The 16,676-nt window shown below is 75.0% G+C and carries 14 protein-coding genes and 1 pseudogene; 5 read left to right on the forward strand and 10 right to left on the reverse strand.

What is annotated here, in order from left to right:
* The 10 genes and pseudogenes from ACFQ80_RS07310 to ACFQ80_RS07355 form a co-directional block, all read right to left on the reverse strand.
* Window positions 1-757 (reverse strand): annotated as a pseudogene (locus tag ACFQ80_RS07310) (pectin esterase); the annotation flags it as partial.
* Between the two features lie 19 nt (window positions 758-776).
* Window positions 777-2,339, reverse strand: coding sequence for a pectinesterase family protein (locus ACFQ80_RS07315; protein ID WP_430563173.1), 1,563 nt, complete (start codon window positions 2,337-2,339; stop codon window positions 777-779).
* A gap of 465 nt (window positions 2,340-2,804) precedes the next feature.
* Window positions 2,805-4,769 (reverse strand): DUF6807 family protein, encoded by a 1,965-nt coding sequence (locus ACFQ80_RS07320; protein ID WP_430563174.1) that lies wholly within the window; start codon window positions 4,767-4,769, stop codon window positions 2,805-2,807.
* On the reverse strand, window positions 4,769-6,298 hold the full coding sequence (locus ACFQ80_RS07325; RefSeq protein WP_430563175.1) for a family 43 glycosylhydrolase: 1,530 nt from the start codon (window positions 6,296-6,298) through the stop codon (window positions 4,769-4,771). Before ACFQ80_RS07325 ends, ACFQ80_RS07320 begins: the two co-directional genes overlap by 1 nt.
* Before the next feature lie 138 nt (window positions 6,299-6,436).
* Window positions 6,437-6,913, reverse strand: coding sequence for an HAAS signaling domain-containing protein (locus ACFQ80_RS07330; RefSeq protein WP_430563176.1), 477 nt, complete (start codon window positions 6,911-6,913; stop codon window positions 6,437-6,439).
* Window positions 6,910-7,248, reverse strand: a complete 339-nt coding sequence (locus ACFQ80_RS07335; RefSeq protein WP_430563177.1) for a PadR family transcriptional regulator — start codon at window positions 7,246-7,248, stop codon at window positions 6,910-6,912. Before ACFQ80_RS07335 ends, ACFQ80_RS07330 begins: the two co-directional genes overlap by 4 nt.
* Window positions 7,249-7,318: 70 nt before the next feature.
* Window positions 7,319-7,750: a hypothetical protein gene (locus ACFQ80_RS07340; RefSeq protein ID WP_430550704.1), complete on the reverse strand. Its 432-nt coding sequence runs from the start codon at window positions 7,748-7,750 to the stop codon at window positions 7,319-7,321.
* A 223-nt stretch (window positions 7,751-7,973) separates the two neighbouring features.
* Window positions 7,974-8,867, reverse strand: a complete 894-nt coding sequence (locus tag ACFQ80_RS07345) for a sugar phosphate isomerase/epimerase family protein (protein ID WP_430563178.1) — start codon at window positions 8,865-8,867, stop codon at window positions 7,974-7,976.
* Complete coding sequence (locus ACFQ80_RS07350) at window positions 8,864-10,075, reverse strand: dihydrodipicolinate synthase family protein (RefSeq protein WP_430563239.1); 1,212 nt, start codon at window positions 10,073-10,075, stop codon at window positions 8,864-8,866. The genes ACFQ80_RS07345 and ACFQ80_RS07350 overlap by 4 nt, the downstream gene beginning before the upstream one ends.
* Before the next feature lie 56 nt (window positions 10,076-10,131).
* The gene (locus tag ACFQ80_RS07355) at window positions 10,132-11,268 is read right to left on the reverse strand and encodes a Gfo/Idh/MocA family protein (protein ID WP_430563240.1); all 1,137 of its coding nucleotides are present in this window, start codon (window positions 11,266-11,268) and stop codon (window positions 10,132-10,134) included.
* Window positions 11,269-11,511: 243 nt separating this feature from the next.
* Here ACFQ80_RS07355 and ACFQ80_RS07360 point away from each other — a divergent pair, with 243 nt between their 5' ends.
* The 5 genes from ACFQ80_RS07360 to ACFQ80_RS07380 all read left to right on the forward strand — a co-directional run bounded on the left by ACFQ80_RS07360 (window position 11,512) and on the right by ACFQ80_RS07380 (window position 16,556).
* Complete coding sequence (locus ACFQ80_RS07360; RefSeq protein ID WP_430550702.1) at window positions 11,512-12,441, forward strand: sugar phosphate isomerase/epimerase family protein; 930 nt, start codon at window positions 11,512-11,514, stop codon at window positions 12,439-12,441.
* Between the two features lie 62 nt (window positions 12,442-12,503).
* Window positions 12,504-14,246 carry a dihydroxyacetone kinase family protein gene (locus ACFQ80_RS07365; RefSeq protein ID WP_430563179.1) on the forward strand — a complete coding sequence of 581 codons (1,743 nt, stop codon included), beginning with the start codon at window positions 12,504-12,506 and terminating at the stop codon, window positions 14,244-14,246.
* Window positions 14,243-14,800, forward strand: a complete 558-nt coding sequence (locus ACFQ80_RS07370) for a ribose-5-phosphate isomerase (RefSeq protein WP_430550700.1) — start codon at window positions 14,243-14,245, stop codon at window positions 14,798-14,800. The genes ACFQ80_RS07365 and ACFQ80_RS07370 overlap by 4 nt, the downstream gene beginning before the upstream one ends.
* Window positions 14,797-15,561 carry a triose-phosphate isomerase family protein gene (locus ACFQ80_RS07375; RefSeq protein ID WP_430563180.1) on the forward strand — a complete coding sequence of 255 codons (765 nt, stop codon included), beginning with the start codon at window positions 14,797-14,799 and terminating at the stop codon, window positions 15,559-15,561. Before ACFQ80_RS07370 ends, ACFQ80_RS07375 begins: the two co-directional genes overlap by 4 nt.
* Window positions 15,562-15,596: 35 nt before the next feature.
* Window positions 15,597-16,556, forward strand: a complete 960-nt coding sequence (locus ACFQ80_RS07380; RefSeq protein ID WP_430563181.1) for a 3-hydroxyacyl-CoA dehydrogenase family protein — start codon at window positions 15,597-15,599, stop codon at window positions 16,554-16,556.
* Window positions 16,557-16,676 lie beyond the last annotated feature (120 nt).

Here is a 16,676-nt window from a genome sequence, read left to right on the forward strand (position 1 = left end):
GGTGCACGTTCGAGAACCGGTTGTGGTGCATCGTGATCTCGGTGACCACGTTGTCGGTCCAGCCCACGCCCACCGTCTTGTTGTGGTCGTGCAGGTAGTTCCACGACAGCGTGACCGCCGTGGAGTCCTTGCGGACGTCGATCAGGCCGTCGCCCAGGCGCGTGAGCTCGTTGTGGTCGATCCACACGTGGCTGGAGGTGTCGACGCGGATGCCGTCGTTGTCGTTGTCCGCGCTCTTGCCGTCCCAGTCGCCCGGCACGTAGGAGTCGCGGAAGCGCAGGTTGCGCACGATGACGTTCTCCACGTGGTCGAGCCGCAGCCCGACGCCGACCAGCTCCGCGCCCGACGCGAACCCGACGATGGTCTTGTCGCTCGCCACGTCGATCATCGAGCCGAACTCGGCCGGCTCGATCGTGCCCTTGACGTAGATCGTCAGGGGTTCGTCGGACGCCGCCGCCTCGGCGAGCGCGGCCGCGTCGCGCACGGTGACGGCGTCGCCGCCCGCGCCTCCGGTCGTGCCGTGGGGGAGGTCGTCGGTGGGCGTGGAGGCGAAGCCCGTCGCGACGGGCGACCAGACGGGGCCGTCGGCCGTCGTCGTGGTGGGCGCGCCGATGCGGTCCAGGACGGCGGCCCCGGCGGCGGCCGGGCCGCCGTCGTGACCGGGACCGGGCGCCGCCTGCGCGGCCGGGGCGAGCAGGGTCAGCGCCAGCACCGGGGCGCCGAGCAGCGCAGCGGTGCGGGTCGTCGTGAGTCTCATGGATGCTCCTCGAAGGGTGTTAGGACTGGCGTGGGTCGTCGGTGGATCGGCCGCCGCCGACCAGCGGGACGTCGTCGAGCACGGTGCCGTCGCCGGCGTCCCGCAGGGCGAGGGTCTCCCTCGGCCCGTTCACCTCGGCGTCGTAGGCGTTCTCGAGCGTGAGGTCGCGCAGGGTCACGCCGTCGGCGAGGACGGTCGCGGTGGCCCAGTCGCTCGCGGGCTTGTCGTACGTCACGACGACGTCGGCGGGGTCGCCCGTCGCGCCGCGGATCGTGAGCCCCTCGGCGCCCGGCCAGACGGTGAGCACCTCGCGGTACGTGCCCGGCTCGACGACGATCTCGACCGGTCGGGGCGACCGCGACGCCGCGCCGACGGCCGCCTGGACCGACAGGTAGTCGCCGGTGCCGTCCTGCGCCACCGTGACCCGCCGGCCGAGCCGGTCGTCGCGCGTGGACCGGGTGCCGGCGTACCGGCTCAGCAGCGGCACGACGTCCTCGGCGTCGTCGGCCGTGTAGGCGTAGTGGTCGGACGCCTCGAACGTGGGCCCGGTCTCGGCCGGCTCCTCGCCCCAGTTCCCGCGGAACAGGTTGCTGCGCTGGTGCAGGCGGGCCGCGTCGCCGCTGAGGATGAGCGGGTTGCGGGCGTTCTCGTAGACGCTCGACTCGACCAGCAGCGTGGAGCCGCCGCGCGACGTGGTGCCGTACGAGCTCGCCCCGGACAGCCAGTTGTTGTACAGGTGGCCGAGCGCCACGTTGTCGATGCTGCCGTTGCGCTGGTGCACGTTCGAGAACCGGTTGTGGTGCAGGGTCAGCGTGGTCACGACGTTGTCCGTCCACCCGACGCCGAGCGTCTTGTTGTGGTCGTGGAAGGAGTTCCACGACGCCGTCACCGCGGTGGAGTCCTTGCGGATGTCGAGCTGGCCGTCGCCGAGCCGCGCGAACTCGTTGTGGTCCACCCACACGTGGTCCGACGTGTCGATGCGGATGCCGTCGTTGTCGTTGTCCGCGCTCTTGCCGTCCCAGTCGGCCGCGACGTAGGAGTCGCGGAACGTCAGGTTGCGGATGATGACGTTCTCGACCTCGAGCAGCCGCAGCCCGCCGCCGACGAGCTCGCCGCCCGACGCCGCGCCGACGATCGTCTTGTCGCTCGCGACGTCGATCATCGAGCCGAACGGCTCCACCTCGAGGGTGCCCTGGACGAGGATCGTCAGCGGTTCGTCGGCCGCCGCGTACGCCGCGAGGCCCGCGGCGTCGCGCGCGGTGACGGTCCGCCCGCCCGCGCCGCCGGTGGTGCCATCCGGGAGCTCGTCCGTCGGGACGGACGCGAAGCCCGTCGCGGTGGGGGACCAGACGGGGCCGTCCGCGGACGTCACGGGTGGGGCGCCGATGCGGTGCAGCAGCGCTCGGCCGGCGGCCTCGGCGTCCGTGCCGGACGACGCGTGCGCCACCGGGGCGAGCAGCGTCAGGCCGAGGACCGGGGCGGCGAGTGCCGCCACGGCCCGGCGGGCTCGCGGCCCCGGGCGGTGGGAGCGGGGGGTGGGGGTGCGGTGCGGGGTGGGTCGATGGTCCGCGCTGAAGGGCATCGTCGCGCCTCTCGTGAGACTCGGGCCGGGTGGCCCTCGGGTCGGGACGAGCGGGGGCGGCGGCCGGGGGCCCGTCATCGACGGCGGGGTACCCGGGGTGCCTGCGGTGCGGATCGTGCTGGTCGTGCTGCTCGTGCTGCTCGTGGTGCGGCCGACGTCGGTGTCGGTCTTCCCGTGCCCGTCGCGCTCTGCGACCGGAAACGCCTCAGAAACCGGTTTCTCACAAACCTATCCGAGCAGGGCGCCCGCGTCAATAGTTCAGCGGCCGGAACCAATCAGAGGTCGTGCCGGTCCGGCGTCGACCCGCGCGGCCAGGGGCTCGACGAAGAGCGGGGCGAGGGTTTCTCCGCGGCGACGTATCCCTCCCGAAGTGGAGGGCGCCCTGGCGCCCGTGAACGCGTCGCCGCGGAGAAACACTCGCCCCGCTCGCCCCGACCGAGGTGTCGGCCGGATACGACGACCGGCTCAGGCAGTGACGGCCCCCACGCGCCCCACTGCGAGGTCCGCGACATCGCCGGCCCCGGTGATGTCGAGGCGTCGGTCGACGACGGCCGCCACGACGTCGACCTCGAGCGACGACCCCGCAGGCACCGTGCGCACCGCGTCCCAGGCGAGCGCCGGACCCAGCCCCACGTAGTCGCCCACGCGGGCGAACCACGGGTCGGGCTCCCCGGACGCCTGGGCCAGCACGAGGGTGGTCCAGGCCGGCCCGGTGCGCCGCACGACGGCCACCCACGGGCTGCGCGAGCCGTGCACGTCGCCGCCGCGGTCGGGGCTCAGCGCGAATGCCTCGTCGCCCGACGGGAGGCGCCAGAACCAGCCGCCGTACCCGGCGCCGGGCCGGCCGTTGGTCGCCGGGCTGCCGATCTCGACGTCGGCGTCGCCCGCGCGCAGGCTGCCGTGCCAGCCGAGCGCCCACGCGTCGACCTCCGGCAGCACGACGGCGGTGAGGCGCCGCTCCTCCGTCAGCTGCACGCCGCCGCGCTCGTCCAGCCAGCGCAGCCGCTGGGTCAGGGTGGCGCCGTCGTCGGTCACCTCCGTGCGCCCGGCCTCCTGGCGGCCATGGTTCGCGAGCAGCGTCGGCCCCTGGTCGCGCACGTAGGTGCGCCCGCCCCAGTGGCTGGTGCCGTCCACGTCGGCCACCGCCATCGAGACGCCGTAGTGGTGGCGGTGGTCCAGCGGGCTCTTCGTCGTCATCGCCACGCCCTGCGCCGAGTGCACCGGGTGCAGGAAGGGCCGTGGGCTGTGCACGCCGGGCATCCCGTCACCGCGCGAGTACCGGCCCAGGGGCCGGTCGTCGCCGACGCCGAGCACCCAGTCGTCGTCGACGGGCCGCCACCGGGCCCGGACCGAGTCGTCACGGGCGTGCGCGCGCCCCGCGAGGTCCGCCGACGTCACGCCGAGCCGGCGCGCGGGCGGCACGGGCCCCGTGCTGCCCCGCACCACCAGCCCCGGTGTCACGTGCACGGCGATGCCCTCGGCACCGAGTCGCGTGCGCTCCGTGCCGAGCACGCGGGCGTGCAGCAGCTCCCAGGCACGGCGGCCGAGATCGGCCTGCGGCACCGCGGCCGTGGTCAGCGACGGCGTCGCGTAGCGGGCGAGCTCGATGTCGTCGAAGCCGCCGATCGAGATGTCCCCCGGCACCGCCACGCCGGCCTCGTTGAGGCGCGCGAGGAGGCCGAACGCGACCAGGTCGTTGAACGCGACGACGCCCGTCGCGCCGGTCGCCAGCACGGCGTCCGCCGCGCGGTACCCGGCGTCCACGGTGGGGCCGCACGGCACGGTCGTGACGCGCAGACCCGGGTGCCGCTCGCGCGCGTCGTCGAGGGCGCGGGCCCGCAGCCCGTTCGACGCGCTCGATCGGGGGCCGGCGACGTACGCGAGCTCGCGGTGCCCGAGCGCCACCAGGTGGTCCACCATGCTCCGCACGCCTGCCGCGTAGTCGACGCGCACGCTCGGCACGGTGAGGCCGGGCACGTGCCGGTTGACCACGACCACCGGCTCGAGCCGCGGCAGGAGCTCCAGCAGCGCGTCCTCGGACGTGCGCGGGGCGGCGAGCACCAGCGCGTCGCACCGCTGTCGAGCCTCGAGCGCCACCTCGGCCTCGTCGGCGGTGTTCTCGGCCGTGTCGGCCACCAGGACGCGGTAGTCGTGCGGCGCGGCCGCCGCCATCGTGCCGCGCAGGATCTGCTGGAACATCGGGTTCGCCAGGTCGGGCACGACCAGCGCGACGGAGTTGGTGCGGCCCAGCGACAGGCTGCGCGCCACCCGGCTGGGCTGGTAGCGCAGGTCCTTCGCGGCGACGCGCACGCGCTCGGCGATGTCCCGCGCGACGCTGGCCCGGCCGTTCATCACCCGCGAGACCGTGGCCCGCGACACCCCGGCCGCGGCCGCCACCTCGTCGATGGTGGGGCCGCCCGAGCGGGCCATCAGGCGTCCTTCCCGGCCACGGTGACGTGCATCGGGCCGAAGGTGCCGCCGTCGCCCGGCCGCAGGTCGGCCCCGAGCGGGGCGCTCGCGAACAGGCCGACCTCGGCGCCGATCCAGTGGCCGACGACCGACTGCCACGGCGGCGCGGGCTCGTGCCACTCCGCGTCGTCGTGCCCCGGCAGGGCGTCGTCCCGCCAGGCCCAGGTGACGCGGCCCTCGGCGTCGACGGCGGTGCGCAGCACGACGCCCGTCGCGCCCGCGGGCACGGGCTCCTGCGCGAGGACCTCCTCGTCGCCGTAGGTGCCGCCGCGCCGCACGGTCACCTCGATCCCGCCCGGCGTGCGCACCAGTCCCGCCCAGGCGTACTCGCGGCCCAGGACGACGACGCCGGCCCGGGTGCCGGGGGCGTCGCCCGCGAGGCCGACGCGGGTCTCCCACGTGCTCGGCTGCCCCGGCAGCTGCTGGCTCAGGACGGCGCCCTGGTCGCGCAGGTTGCCCCGGGGCGTGGGCTGGGCGGGCAGGCGCAGCGTGCCGCCGCCGTCGGCCACGGCCCAGCCCTCGACGGGGTTCGCCTGCCAGTGCCAGCGGGGCGCGAGGCCCGGCGACGCGAAGTCGTCGCTGCGCACCGGCTCGCCCGGCTCGGCGCCCGGCACGGGCGTCGTGTGCGTGAGCACCGGGGAGCCCGCGTCGCCCAGCACCGGCCAGCCGTCGTCGTCCCACCGCATCGGCTGCAGGTGCACCACGCGGCCGAAGACGTCGCGGTCCTGGAAGTGCAGGAACCAGTCGTCGCCGTCCGGGGTGTCCACCCACGCGCCCTGGTGCGGGCCGTTGACCGGGGTGTCGCCCTGGGCCAGCACCACGCGGTGCTCGTACGGGCCCCACACCGACCGCGCGCGGAAGGCGACCTGGTAGCCGGTCGCGACGCCGCCGGCCGGCGCGAAGATCCAGTACCAGCCGTCGCGGTGGTACAGCTTGGGGCCCTCCAGCGTGCGGAAGCCCGGCAGCTCGTCGCCGTCGACCACGGTGCGCGCGGGCCCGACGGCGCGGCGCAGCCCGGGGTCCACCTCGACCACCGTCAGGCGGTTCTTCACCCCGGCGCGGCTCTTGGCCCAGCCGTGCACGAGGTAGGCGCGGCCGTCGTCGTCCCACAGGGGGCACGGGTCGATGAGGCCCTGGCCCGGGAGCAGGCACCACGGCGCGGACCACGGGCCGCGCGGGTCGGCCGCGGTGAGGACGAAGATCCCGTGGTCCGGGTCCGGGTACACGATCCAGAACAGGCCGTCGTGGTGACGCAGGCTGGGCGCCCACACCCCGGAGCCGTGCCGGGGGAGCGCGTAGTGACCGGCGGGCGGCAGGGCGGGCAGCGCGTTCGCCACGTGCCGCCAGGACACGAGGTCGCGCGAGTGCAGCACGGGCAGCCCGGGGGCACGGTTGAAGCTGGACGCGATCAGCCAGTAGTCGTCCCCGACGCGCACCGCGTCGGGGTCCGGCCAGTCCGCGTCGAGGACCGGGTTGCTGTAGTGGGTCATGGTCGCCTTCCGTCACGTCGCTGGGACAGTCGGCGAGAAACCGTGAGAAACCGGTTCCCGCCGTGCTGTGCCCAGCCTAGCAACCGGTTTCCGCCGGAGGGAACGCCTGGACGTGACGGAGCGGTCCGGCGGGGGGCCTCAGCCGGCCAGCACGTGCGACACGACGAGCGCCACGGCTCCGGCGAAGGAGACGGCGCCCACGACGAGCGCGAGCCGTTGCAGGCCGCGGTTCCCGGCGCCGGAACGGAGTCGGACCAGCGCCCAGACCACCGCGGCGGCGGCCACGGGCGGGACCACGAAGAGCGCCAGCGAGGCGACGGCGAGCACGACCAGCCAGACGTCGGCAGCGGGCGTGGTGGTCGCCGCCCCGGGTGCCGCGGCGGCGGGGGAGGCGGGGGTCGACGCGGCGGCGATGGCGTCCACCGGGCCCAGCTCGTCGAGCACGCGGCGCGCGCCGGCGCCGTCGGAGCCGTGCAGCGCGAGGGACTCGGCCGCGTGCTCCTGCACCGCGGCGAGCGTCTCGGCGCGCTCGCGAGGCTCGCTCGCCGCGAGAGCGCGCTCGAGGTCGGCGAGGTACGCCTCGATCAGAGGGGGGAACGCGGGGGTCGTGGTCATCGGGGCTCCAGGGTCGTGCGGACGTCTTCCGTGAACCGGGCCCAGGTGGCGGTGAACGTCTCGAGAGCTGCCTGCCCCTCGGCCGTGAGCTCGTAGTACCGGCGCGGCGGGCCCATCGGGGACGCGACCTGCGTCGTCGTGACCCAGCCCTGCTGGCGCAGCCGCGAGAGCAGCGGGTACAGGGTGCCCTCGCTGGTCAGCAGGGTGCTCGTGGCGCCGAGGCGCTCGGCGAGCTCGAGGCCGTACGCAGGCCCCGACCGCAGGCAGGCCAGGACGCAGTACTCCACGACTCCCTTGCGGAGCTGAGTGAGGACGGCGTCCGAGGTCGGTACCATGCGGCACAAGATAGCAGTCTCGTGCGTTGCAAGATAGTGGTGCGGACCTCGGACGACCGTGCCTCCCCGGTCAGGCCGCCGCGGTGCGCACCAGCGCGGTGAGCCGCTCTTCGAAGGCCGGGGTCCAGGCCAGCACCGCGAAGGCTGTCGGCCAGAAGTCGCCGTCGTCGAGGTGCGCCGCGGGGTCGAAGCCGACCGTCGCGTAGCGCGTGCCGAACTTCGCGGCGGGCTGCACGAACACGACCATCTTGCCGGCGGCGTCCGCGAAGCCGGGCATGCCGTAGTACGTCTTCGGCACGAGGTCGGGCGCGACCGCGGCGACGACCCGGCACAGCCCCTCGGCGATGTCCCGGTCGGTGCCCTCGAGCGGCTCGATCGCCTCGCGCACCGCCTTCTCGCCCGCGGCGCGGTTCCTGCCGGCCTTCTCCTGCTCGCGCAGCTCCTTGGCGCGCTGCTTCACGGCGGCGCGCTCGTCGGCGCTCAGTCCCTCGGACGTGGCCATGTCGTTCCTCCCGGCTGGTGGTGCGGCGCCGTGCCGCACCGTCGGGTCCCAGGCTAGGGAGCGGCTCCCCGGCGGCGCTTCTCCATTCCTGACCGGTGCGGATCCTGCGCCGCGCACGACGACGCCCCGCCGCCCGGGGAGGCGACGGGGCGTCGTGCGGCGGGCCGGCGTCGGCGACAGACCCGCACCGGGGTGTCAAGGCCCGGTGTGCTGGAGGGCGGGCCTAGAGGTGCGGCAGCACGTGCCGCGCGTACCGCTCGCCGACCGTGCGGGCGGTGTCGCGCGGGTCCTCGGCCCAGATCTCCTCGTTGAAGATCTCGGTCTCGACGTCCCCGGTGTAGCCCGCCTCGGCGACCCAGCGCGAGATCGTCGGGAAGTCGACGTACCCGTCGCCCACGTGGCCGCGGGAGTTGAGCGGGTCGGCGGCCAGCGGCAGGTTCCAGTCGCAGACCTGGTACCCCGCGATCCGGCCCTCCGCCCCGGCCCGTGCGACCGACTCGCGCAGCTGCGGGTCCCACCACACGTGGTAGGTGTCGACGACGACGCCCACGGTCTCGGGCGCGAACGGCGCCGCGAGGTCGAGCGCCTGCCCGAGGGTGGAGATCACCGCGCGGTCGGCGGCGAACATCGGGTGCAGCGCCTCGAGCACGATCCGCACGTCGTGCTCGGCCGCGAACGGCGCGAGCTCGGCGATCCGGTCCGCCACGCGGGCGCGGGCGGCGACGACGTCGCGGTCGCCCGGACCGGCGTCGGGCCGCGGGCCGCGGCCGGGCTCGCTGAGGGCGGGCAGGCCGCCGACGACGAACACCAGCTCGCGGGTGCCGACGCCCGCCGTCTCCTCGATGGCGCGCTTGTTGTCGTCGAGGGCGGCGGCGATGCCCGCCTCGTCCGCGGCCGTGAGGAACCCGCCGCGGCACAGCGACGAGACGCGCAGGCCGGCGTCCGACACGATGCGTGCCGCCTTGTCCGCGCCGTGCTCCTGCACCTGGTGGCGCCACAGGCCGACGGCGCCGAGACCGGCCGAGGCCGCGGCGTCGACCGCCTCGGCGAGCGTGGCGTGCTTGACCGTGGCGGTGTTGAGCGAGCAGCGGCTCAGGTCGGCTCCCGCGGCGCTCATGCGGAGACCCCGTTCGTCACCAGCAGGGCGTCCAGGCGGCGGGCGGCCAGCGCCGGGTCGAGCAGCATGCCGCAGCCGTCGGCGAGGCGGGCCAGCTCCACCAGGTGCGCCAGCGAGCGGCCCGACTGCAGACCGCCCACGAGCTGGAACCCGGCCTGGAAGCCGTTCAGCCAGGACAGGAACGCCACGCCCGTCTTGTAGTAGTAGGTCGGCGCCGCGAAGATGTGCCGGCCCAGCTTCTCGGTCGAGGCCAGGATCGCGTGCCCGCGTGCCGCGCCGTCCGGGTCGCCGGCCTCCGCGGCGTCGAACGCCTGCAGCGCGGTGGACGCGGCCGGGTAGATCGCCGCGAAGATCCCGAGCAGGGCGTCGGAGCGGCCCTGCTTGTCACCCGTGATCAGCTCCGGGTAGTTGAAGTCGTCGCCGGTGTACAGGCGCACGGTCGAGCCGTCGAGGCCGGCCAGCGACCGGCGCAGCCCGATCTCGTGCTGCGCGTCGAGCAGCGACACCTTGACGCCGTCGACCTTGTCCTGGTGGGCCCGGATGAGGTCGAGGAACGTGGCGGTCGCGGAGGCGACGTCGTCGGAACCCCAGTAGCCCGCGAGGGCCGGGTCGAACATCGTGCCCAGCCAGTGCAGGACGACGGGCCTGTCGGCCTCGGCCAGCACGGCGTCGTAGACGCGGGCGTAGTCCTCGGGGGAGCGGGCCACCTTCGCCAGCGCGCGCGACGCCATGACGATGACCTGCGCGCCGGCGTCCTGCACCACGTGCACCTGCTCGCGGTAGGCGTCGGTCACGGCGGCGAGGCCCGCCTCGCCGGGCTCGACCGACGCGGGGTCGAGCTGGTCGGTGCCCGCGCCGCACGCGATGCGCGCGCCGACGGACGCGGCCTCGGCCGACGACCGGCGCACGAGCTCCTGCGTCGCGGCCCAGTCCAGGCCCATCCCGCGCTGGGCGGTGTCCATGGCGTCGGCGACGCCGAGCCCGAAGCGCCAGATCTCGTGCCGGTAGGCGAGCGTCGCGTCCCAGTCGACGACGGCGGGCGCGCCCGGCACGTTCTCGGCGCCGACCTGCGGCACCACGTGCGCCGCGGCGAAGGCCACGCGCGACGTGATCGGCGCGGCCGGGGCGTGCCAGGGGCCCGGCGCGTTGAGCTCGCGCACCTCCGTGCCGGTGGCGCGACCCGCGGCGTCGAACCGGGGCAGGCGCACGGTGACGCCGCTGGGCGCCAGCTCCGGGGCGAGCGCGGGGTTGAGGGTGGGGGCGGTCACAGGGAGATCTCCGGGACGTCGAGGCGGCGGCCCTCGGCCGACGACCGCAGGCCCAGCTCGGCGAGCTGCACGCCGCGCGCGGCGGACAGCAGGTCGAAGCGGTGCGGGCGCCCGGCGACGACGTCGCGCAGGAACTCCTCCCACTGCAGCTTGAAGCCGTTGTCGAGGTCGGCGTTGGCGGGTACCTCGAGCCACTGGTCGCGGAACGGCTCGGTGACGGGCAGGTCCGGGTTCCACACGGGCTTGGGGGTGTGCGCTCGCTGCTGCGCGACGCACTTGCGCAGGCCGGCGACGGCGGAGCCGTGCGTGCCGTCCACCTGGAACTCGACGAGCTCGTCGCGGTAGACGCGCACGGCCCAGGAGGAGTTGATCTGCGCCACGACCGGGTCGCCGCCCGGCGTCTCGATCTCGAAGATGCCGTACGCGGCGTCGTCGGCGGTGGCGGCGTACTCCTTGCCCTGCTCGTCCCAGCGGGTCGGGATGTGGGTGGTGGTCTGGGCGTTGACGGTCTTGACCGCGCCGAGGATGCCCTCGAGGACGTAGTTCCAGTGGCAGAACATGTCCGTGGTCATGCCGCCGCCGTCCTCCTTGCGGTAGTTCCACGACGGGCGCTGGGCCGCCTGGTGCTCGCCCTCGAACACCCAGTAGCCGAACTCGCCCCGCAGCGACAGGATGCGGCCGAAGAAGCCCTCGTCCACGAGGCGGCGCAGCTTGACCAGGCCCGGCAGGTACAGCTTGTCGTGCACGACGCCGGCGGTGACGCCGGTCTCGTCGCGCAGGCGGGCGAGCTCGACGGCCTCGGCCAGCGTCTCGGCGGTCGGCTTCTCGGTGTAGACGTGCTTGCCTGCCTGCATCGCCTTGGTGAGCGTCTTGGCGCGCAGCGACGTCATCGAGGCGTCGAACACGATGTCCGTGCTCGGGTCGGCGATGATCCCGTCGAGGTCGGTCGTGTACTCCTCGACCCCGTGCTGCGCAGCCAGCTCGGCCAGCTTGGACTCGTTGCGGCCCACGAGCACGGGCTCCACCTGCACGCGGGAGCCGTCGGGCAGCTCGACGCCGCCCTGCTCGCGGATCGGCAGGATCGAGCGCACGAGGTGCTGGCGGTAGCCCATGCGGCCCGTGACGCCGTTCATCGCGATGCGCAGCGTGCGCGGGGGTGTGGTGCTCACTCGGGACTCCTTCGTCGGTGCGTCTCGTCGGTGGCGGCGACGCGTGCGGGAATGCGCTTTCCGCCCAAGTTAGGGGCTGCGGACGCCGCCGTCAAGCAGATGCCCCGGGGTGCGCGGCGCGCGGCGGGTGAGATCGAGTCGGTTGACACCCCGGGCGCCTCCGTGTTTCCTATAGGAAACACGATTCGACGATCGACGGAGATCTCCTTGCGCACTGCGGACACCTGGCCCATCGCCGCCAACATGCTGTCCTTCGGCTCCACCGCGGCCGACGGCACCCCCAACGTCGACGCCCCCGCCGAGTCCTGGCGCGGGCAGCTCCAGCAGGTCGCCGACCTCGGGTTCGCGGACGTCGACCCCACCGACGCGTGGCTGTCGATCGGGGAGATGACCGACGCCCGGTTCGCCGAGCTGCTCGTGGTCCTCAAGGAGGTCGGCCTCGCCGTCCCGTCCGTGTCCACGACGCGCCGGAGCGTCGTCGACGCCGCCCGTGGCGAGGACTACCTGCGCTTCGGCCACACGATCATCGACCGCGCGCCGGCGCTCGGCGCCGAGGTCGTGAACTTCGGGTTCATGCAGGCGCTCACGCCGGCCCAGGAGAAGGCGCTGTGGTTCTGGCTGGCCGAGGGCCACCACGACGACCTCGGCGACGTCGAGAACCGCGACCTGGCCGTCCGGCGCATCCGCGAGCTCGCCGACCACGCGGCCGCGGTGGGGGTGCGGGTCAGCCTCGAGATGTACGAGGACACCTACATCGGCACGCCGGACCTGGCCGTGCGGTTCCTCGAGGACGTCGACCGCGACAACGTGGGGCTCAACCCCGACCTGGGCAACCTCGTGCGGCTGCACCGGGAGATCGAGGACATCCCGACGATGTTCGAGAAGGTGCTGCCGCACACGAACTTCTGGCACATCAAGAACTACACGCGCGACGTGGACCTGGCGACGGGCGCCTACGCGACCCACCCGACCCCGCTGGTGCAGGGCGTCGTCAACTACCGCGTGATGATCCGGCAGGCGCTCGAGCTCGGCTTCGACGGCGTGTTCGTCTGCGAGCACTACGGGTCGGACAGCCTCGGCGTCGCGGCCCTCAACCGCGAGTACATCCGCGGCGTGCTGCGCTCCGCGGGGCGCTGAGCAGACCAGTCCGGCGCACCGCGCCGCCCACCCGTCACCGCACGAGCAAAGGTGCTGACCCCATGACGTACGTCCACAACCGACCCGAGGACTTCGCCCGCGAGGCGCTGAGCGGCCTCGTCAAGGCCCACCCCGGCACCCTGCGCCGCGTGCCCGGCGGCGTCGCGCGCGCCGAGGGCACGCGCCCCGGCAAGGTCGCCGTCGTCGTCGGCGGAGGCTCCGGCCACTACCCGGCCTTCGCCGGGCTCGTGGGCGAGGGCGTGGCCGACGCCGCCGTGTGCGGCGAGGTCTTCGCCTCCCCGTCCACGCGCCAGGTGCTCGACGTGTGCCGGGCCGCCGACGCCGGGGCCGGCATCTGGCTGTCGTTCGGCAACTACGCCGGGGACGTCCTCAACTTCGGCGCCGCGGCGAGCCGGCTGCGCGCGCAGGGCGTCGACGTGGCCGTGCGCCTCGTCACCGACGACGTCGCCTCCGCGCCCGCCGACCGCGCCGAGGAGCGCCGCGGCGTGGCCGGGGACCTCGTGGTCTTCAAGGTCGCGGGCGCCGCCGCGGAGTCGGGTGCGGACCTGGCCGAGGTCGACCGCCTCGCGGGGCTGGCCAACGGGCGCACCCGCTCCTTCGGCGTGGCCTTCGACGGCTGCACCCTGCCCGGCGCCGACGCGCCGCTGTTCAGCCTCCCGGAGGGGACGGCCGGCTGGGGGCTCGGGATCCACGGCGAGCCCGGGATCGGCGAGGAGGCGGTGCCGCCGGCGGCGGACCTGGCCGCCGAGCTCGTCGACCGCGTGCTCGCGGACCGGCCCGACGACGCGGACGGCCGCGCCGCCGTCGTCCTCAACGGGCTCGGCACGGTCAAGTACGAGGAGCTCTTCGTGCTCTGGGACCGGGTGCACGACCTGCTCACGGAGCGCGGCGTGACGCTGGTGGCGCCGCTCGTCGGCGAGTACGTCACGAGCCTCGACATGGCGGGGTGCTCGCTCACCGTCACGTGGCTCGACGACGAGCTCGAGCCGCTGTGGCTCGCACCGGCCACGACGCCCGCCTTCCGGCACGGGGGCTGGCGCGCGGCGCCGGTGACGGCCGCGCCCGACGTCGCCACCGAGCCGGAGCCGCCGCTCGTGGTCGCGACCTCGGACGAGGGCGCCGCGGCGGCGCGCCTCGTGGTCCGTGCGCTGCACCGCGCGCAGGAGGTCCTGCACGGTGCGGAGGACGAGCTCGGCGCGCTCGACGCGGTCGCCGGCGACGGCGACCACGGCCGCGGCATGTGCCGCGGCGTCGACGCGGCGGTCGAGGCGGCCGACGAGGCGCTGGCCGCCGGGGCGGACGCCCCGTCCGTGCTGCGGCGTGCCGCGGACCGGTGGGCCGACCGCGCGGGCGGCACGTCGGGGGCCCTGTGGGGCGTCGGCCTGCTCGCCCTCGCCGACCGGCTGCCCGCCGACGGGACGCTGACGGGCGCCCACGTCGTCGACGGCGTGCGCGCCGCACGCGACGAGGTCTGCGCGGTGGGCGGGGCCCGGCCGGGCGACAAGACGCTCGTGGACGCCCTCGACCCCGCCGTCGCGGCGCTGGCCGCGGCGCACGGGAACGGTGCGGCGGCGCCCGACGCCTGGCGGGCGGCCGTGCGGGCCGCCCGGGACGGCGCGTCCAGCACCAAGGACATCACGGCACGCCGCGGTCGCTCGCGCGTGCTGGGGGACAAGAGCCTCGGGGTCGCCGACCCGGGGGCGACGTCGCTCGCGCTCCTCCTCGCGGAGGTCGGGGACGCGCTCGGCGTCAGCTTCGACGACGTGGAGGTGGCGGCACGATGACGACGGCACAGGGAACGGCCCAGGGAACGGCCCAGGAGACGAGCCCGGAGACGCCGCAGGCCCTGCGGGTCGTCGTCGGCTCGGACGACGCCGGGTTCGACTACAAGGAGCTGCTCAAGGCCGACCTCGAGGCCGACGACCGTGTGGTCTCCGTGACCGACGTCGGTGTCGGCGGCGACGAGCACACCCCGTACCCCTACGTGGGGGCGGCCGCCGCGCGCCTCGTCGCCGAGGGGAAGGCCGACCGTGCGCTCCTCGTGTGCGGCACGGGGCTCGGCGTCGCGATCGCCGCCAACAAGGTGCCGGGCGTCCGCGCCGTGACCGCCCACGACTCGTTCTCGGTCGAGCGCGCGGTGCTGTCCAACGACGCCCAGGTGCTGTGCTTCGGGCAGCGCGTCGTGGGTATCGAGCTCGCCCGCCGGCTGCTGCGCGAGTGGCTGGGCTACCGGTTCGACCCGACGTCGGCGTCCGCGCCCAAGGTCGCGGCGATCGGCGAGGTCGAGTCCGGCGCGGGAACCGGGGCCGTCCCGGAGCCCGCCGGGTCCTGCGGATGACGCGCCGCCCGCTCGTCGCCGTCTCGCTCAAGGCCTATCTCGGGGCCGCCGACACGGAGCGCTGGCTGACCGAGGTCGCCGAGGTGGCGGACGCCGCCGCGGCGGGCGCCGTCGAGCTCGCCGTCCTGCCGTCGTTCCCGCTGCTGCCCGCGGCCGCCCGCCTGCTGGCGGGCACGCGGGTGGCCTGGGGCGCCCAGGACGTCGCGCCCGGGGCGCAGGGCGCCCAGACCGGCGAGGTCACCGCCGCCCTGCTCGCCGAGCTCGGCTGCCGGTTCGCCGTCGTCGGGCACGCCGAGCGGCGCGCCGCGTTCCACGAGGACGACGACGTCGTGCGGGCCAAGGTCGCCCGCCTCGCCGAGGCGGGACTCACCCCGCTGCTCTGCGTGGGCGAGGAGCACCAGGTCGCCCCGCAGGACGCGGCGGCCGTCGCCGCCGACCAGCTCGAGAGCGCGCTGCGCGGCTCGGCGACGCGGGACGTCGTCGTCGGGTACGAGCCCGTCTGGGCGATCGGCGCCCCGCGGCCGGCACCCGCCGAGCACGTCGTGACGGTCGTGCACGCGCTGCGCGAGCGGCTCGACGCGCTCGGCGTCGAGGGCCGCGTGGTCTACGGCGGGGCGGCCGGACCGGGCACGCTCACCGCGCTCGCGGGCGCCGTCGACGGCGTGTTCCTGGGGCGTTTCGCCCACGACGTCGCCGCCCTGCGCGACGTGCTCGACGAGGCCGCGGCCGCGCGACCTGCGGATTCGGCCGCTCGGCCGTGACCGCCACAGACTGGACCACGAGAGAGGAAGCAACGATGGTCACCAGCATCAGCAGCGTCGCCGTGATCGGTGCCGGCTACATGGGAGGCGGCATCGCGCAGTCGCTCGCGCTCGCGGGCCTGCCCGTCACGATCGCCGACGTCTCCGCCGAGGCGACGCAGGCGGCGTTCGCGCGCCTGCTCGCGGAGGCGCAGGAGTTCGAGGACGCCGGGCTGTACGACGCCGGGGCGACGGAGACGATCCGCGCGAACCTGAGCACCGCCCCGTCGATCGAGGACGCCGTCGCCGACGTCGACTTCGTCGAGGAGGTCGTGTTCGAGTCCGTCGAGGTCAAGCACGACGTGCTCGGCCGGATCTCCGCGGCGGCCCGCGAGGACGCGATCATCGGGTCGAACACGTCGACGATCCCCGCCCGGGTGCTCGCGACCGCCGTGAAGAACCCGGAGCGGTTCCTCACCGTGCACTTCTCGAACCCGGCCCCCTTCATCCCGGGCGTCGAGCTCGTGCTGGGGGAGCGGACCGACGAGGCCGTCGTGCCCGTGGTCAAGGAGCTGCTCGCGAAGGCCGGCCGGGAGGCCGCGATCGTCGCCGACGTGCCCGGCTTCGTCCTCAACCGGCTGCAGTACGTGCTGCTCAAGGAGGCGATGTCGATCGCCGAGGAGGGCATCGCGTCGCCCGAGGACATCGACACCGTCGTCCGCACGACGTTCGGCTTCCGCCTGGGCTTCTTCGGCCCGTTCGCCATCGCCGACCAGGCGGGCCTCGACGTGTACGCCGGCGGCTTCCGGACGTTCGAGGAGGCGTTCGGCGAGCGGCTCAGCACGCCCGCGCTCATCCAGGACGCCGTCGCCGGCGACCGCCGGGGCGTGAAGAACGGCAAGGGCCTCCTCAAGGACTACACGCCCGAGCAGGTCAAGGCGCTGGTCGCCCATCGCAACAAGGCGTACAGCGAGATGGGCCGCCTGGTCCGCTCGCTCGGGCCGTCGCCCGCCTGACCTCCCACCACCGCGGGGGGGCCCCCCCCGGGGGGGGGCCCCCCCCCCGCGCGGCCCCCCGCAGGGGCGGGGGGCCCCCCGCACACACCCGATGTGAGTCAAGAGACAACAATAACAACC

Origin of the sequence: Isoptericola sp. NPDC056578, from assembly GCF_042793275.1 — a bacterium.
In the GTDB taxonomy this organism is placed as follows: Bacteria; Actinomycetota; Actinomycetes; order Actinomycetales; family Cellulomonadaceae; genus Isoptericola.